The 2,896-nt window shown below is 36.1% G+C and carries 3 protein-coding genes; all 3 read left to right on the forward strand.

All coding sequences use genetic code 11. The features are described 5' to 3' along the window. On the forward strand, positions 1–1,718 hold a 1,718-nt coding region (locus AC1DND_RS27325), incomplete at its 5' end, for a TonB-dependent receptor domain-containing protein (RefSeq protein ID WP_477585929.1). 192 nt (positions 1,719–1,910) lie between these two features. Then, positions 1,911–2,351: a PaaI family thioesterase gene (locus tag AC1DND_RS27330; RefSeq protein ID WP_477585931.1), complete on the forward strand. Its 441-nt coding sequence runs from the start codon at positions 1,911–1,913 to the stop codon at positions 2,349–2,351. A gap of 100 nt (positions 2,352–2,451) precedes the next feature. Then, positions 2,452–2,694 carry a hypothetical protein gene (locus AC1DND_RS27335; protein ID WP_029274704.1) on the forward strand — a complete coding sequence of 81 codons (243 nt, stop codon included), beginning with the start codon at positions 2,452–2,454 and terminating at the stop codon, positions 2,692–2,694. Positions 2,695–2,896 lie beyond the last annotated feature (202 nt).

Consider the following 2,896-nt stretch of genomic DNA (forward strand, 5'->3'; position numbering starts at 1 on the left):
ATTTTACAGCAAATTACCAAAGTAATAATGGCATGATCGGTTCGTCGCTCGGATTGGCCTACATTAAAAACGATTGGAAATATACGTTTAGGGCGACTGGGAAAACAGCACATAATTACCAAAACAAAATTGATGGATTGGTTTACGGAACAGCTTTTAGAGAATACAATCTATCTGCCAGTGCCAGAGTAGATAAAGCCTGGGGTTATTCTAAAACTGCCGTTACCTATTACGATAATTTAATGGAAATTCCTGATGGTAGCAGAGATTCTTTATCACGACGATTTACCAGGCAGGTTTTAGATAACGGAGATGATATTAAAAACAGGCCTATTGTGCCTGAAAGTGATTTGAATACCTACTCCATTAATCCCTTACATCAGCACATTCAACATTACCGATTTTATAACACCAGTCAGTTTAAATTTGGAACGAGTGATTTAAATTTATTGATTGGCGGACAGCAAAGTGTAAGGAGAGAATATAATCACCCAACATTGCCAAGTCAGGCCGGGCTTTATGTAGTGTTAARCACTTTTAATTATGATCTTAAATACAACCTTCCAGATTTTGCCGGTATCGAAAGTACCATTGGAGTAAATGGTATGTACCAGGGAAACAGGAGCAAGGCTGCTACCGATTTTCCCATTCCCGATTATGATCTTTTCGATATCGGTGCTTTTTATTTTKCAAAGAAATCGATGGGTAAAATCGATGTTTCCGGAGGAATCAGGATAGACAGAAGAAATATACACTGGAGTGATTTTTATGTAGGTACCAATGCACAAACAGGTTTTGGTAAACAGGTGAGCTCGACTGATGCCACTGGAAAATTGCAATTCCCTTCTTTTGATAAAAACTATTATGGCTTGTCAGGAAGTTTGGGTTTAACCTATAACATTTCTGAAAAACTGCTCATTAAAGCCAATATTGCCAGGGGATACCGTGCACCAAACATTACAGAAATCGGTTCAAATGGATTAGATCCCGGTGCGCACATTGTGTATTTGGGCAACAGGACTTTTAAACCAGAGTTTAACCTTCAGGAAGATATAGGCGTTATTGCTTACTTAAAAGATGCTGAAATAAGTATGGAACTGTTTAATAACAATATTCAGAACTACATCTATCAATCGCGCTTGACCGATGCCAATGGGAATCCAGTGGTTATAGTTCCTGGAAACCTAACTTATCAGTATCAGCAGTCGAAAGCAAGATTATATGGTGCAGAAATTTCGGTAAATCTACATCCTTCAGCGATGAAATGGTTAAGTTTTAACAATAGTTTGGCTTACGTGGTTGGGTTGAACCAGAATCAGGAATTATTAAATAAACATGGTAAGGAAGCTAAATACCTACCCTTTATTCCGCCATTGCAGGTGAGAACAGAGATCAAGGCGACCGCTCAAAAGGCTATAGGCATTTTTGATAAGCCTTATATTAAAATTGATGCTGCTTTTTTCGCTGATCAGGATAAATTTTATGCTTTAGATAATACTGAAACCTTTACGCCAGGTTATACCTTAATCAACGGAGGAATAGGATCAACACTGAAAACTAAAAAAGGAAAGACCTTATGTGATATTTTTCTTCAGGCAGATAATATTTTCAATATCGCATACCAATCAAATTTAAATCGATTAAAATATTTCGAATATTATAACCCTTCGCCAAATGGCAGATCAGGAATTTACAATATGGGCACTATAAACTATTGACCAAAAAACCATTGACCATAAGCTTCTAATGGGAACTATAGCACGGTTATATAATCATGTTTTAGGGTTAAATGTTTCGTTTAGGAAATGGGAGGTATTTATATCTTCCATTTTCTTTTGCCATCAAACCTTTTTTCTACCAACCGTTCCACCTTACGGACTAATAAACTATTTTGCCTATTTTTACCCTATATGGAACCCTCTTTAAACGAACAGCGTTTAACTTTTTTAAGGCAATCAATTGGCAAGGTAATTACCAATTCGCCGTCTAACTTTATGAACTGGCTGGCTCCTGTTTTAGTTAAAGCAGAGTACGGTATGTTGGTTTGCCAGTATACCATCCGTAAAGAAATGACCAATCCTTATCAAATTTTACATGGTGGTGTAACGGCAGGCATTATTGATGATTTAATTGGTGCAACGGTTTTTACAATGGGACTGAACGAACGTTATACCACCGTAAATAACTATGTCGATTATTTTGCCCCTGCAAGCGAAGGAGATGAAGTAATCGCCGAAACATCAATAGTGAAAAAAGGACGCACGATATTAAATCTGCAATGCGAGATATTTTTACCTTCAAAAAAGCGTTTAATAGCTAAAGGCTACTCGAATATGTTAAACATAGGTTAAGCCTTTCCTTGTAGTTTAAGAATTAATTATTAATTCCTTTAAATTAACGAAACATTCTCGTTTATAATTTGTTGTAAATTAACCAAAAATATAATGAGCCATGTTAGAAAATTATTCCACCCTGCAATTCATTGTTAGAGGCAAAATTTTTAAGGGATTTTGCATGCGTATTCAAGATGATTTTCATGAAACTTATGCCGTTGTTTTAGATGGCTATCATTCTTTTTGTATCTGGCTGGATAATAAAACAGAAAAATGGTGTGCTTCGAAAAACGTAGCGATTGATCCTGATGCTATTGATGAAATCATTAACAGGATATCTATCCCACAACAATCTTGCTAATTTATGTTTCCCCAGATTTAGAAAATAGCTGTAGATTAATGTTTTTGCTTTTTGACTACACACCCAGTTCTGTGAACTTTGTGCCCTTCTGTCTGTAGTTAAAAACTACGCAAAAAACATATAACTAAGCACTATAGCTGTACAAACCCCAACTAAATCAGCCAATAACATCGAACCGATGGCATAACGTGTATTCTTTATA

The organism is Pedobacter sp. 01N416 (genome assembly GCF_056399685.1).

What these genes read in the sequence shown, in the direction of transcription:
- AC1DND_RS27335 (WP_029274704.1), top strand. Translation starts at nt 2,452, where the DNA reads ATGTTAGAAAATTATTCCACCCTGCAATTCATTGTTAGAGGCAAAATT.
- AC1DND_RS27330 (WP_477585931.1), top strand. Translation starts at nt 1,911, where the DNA reads ATGGAACCCTCTTTAAACGAACAGCGTTTAACTTTTTTAAGGCAATCA.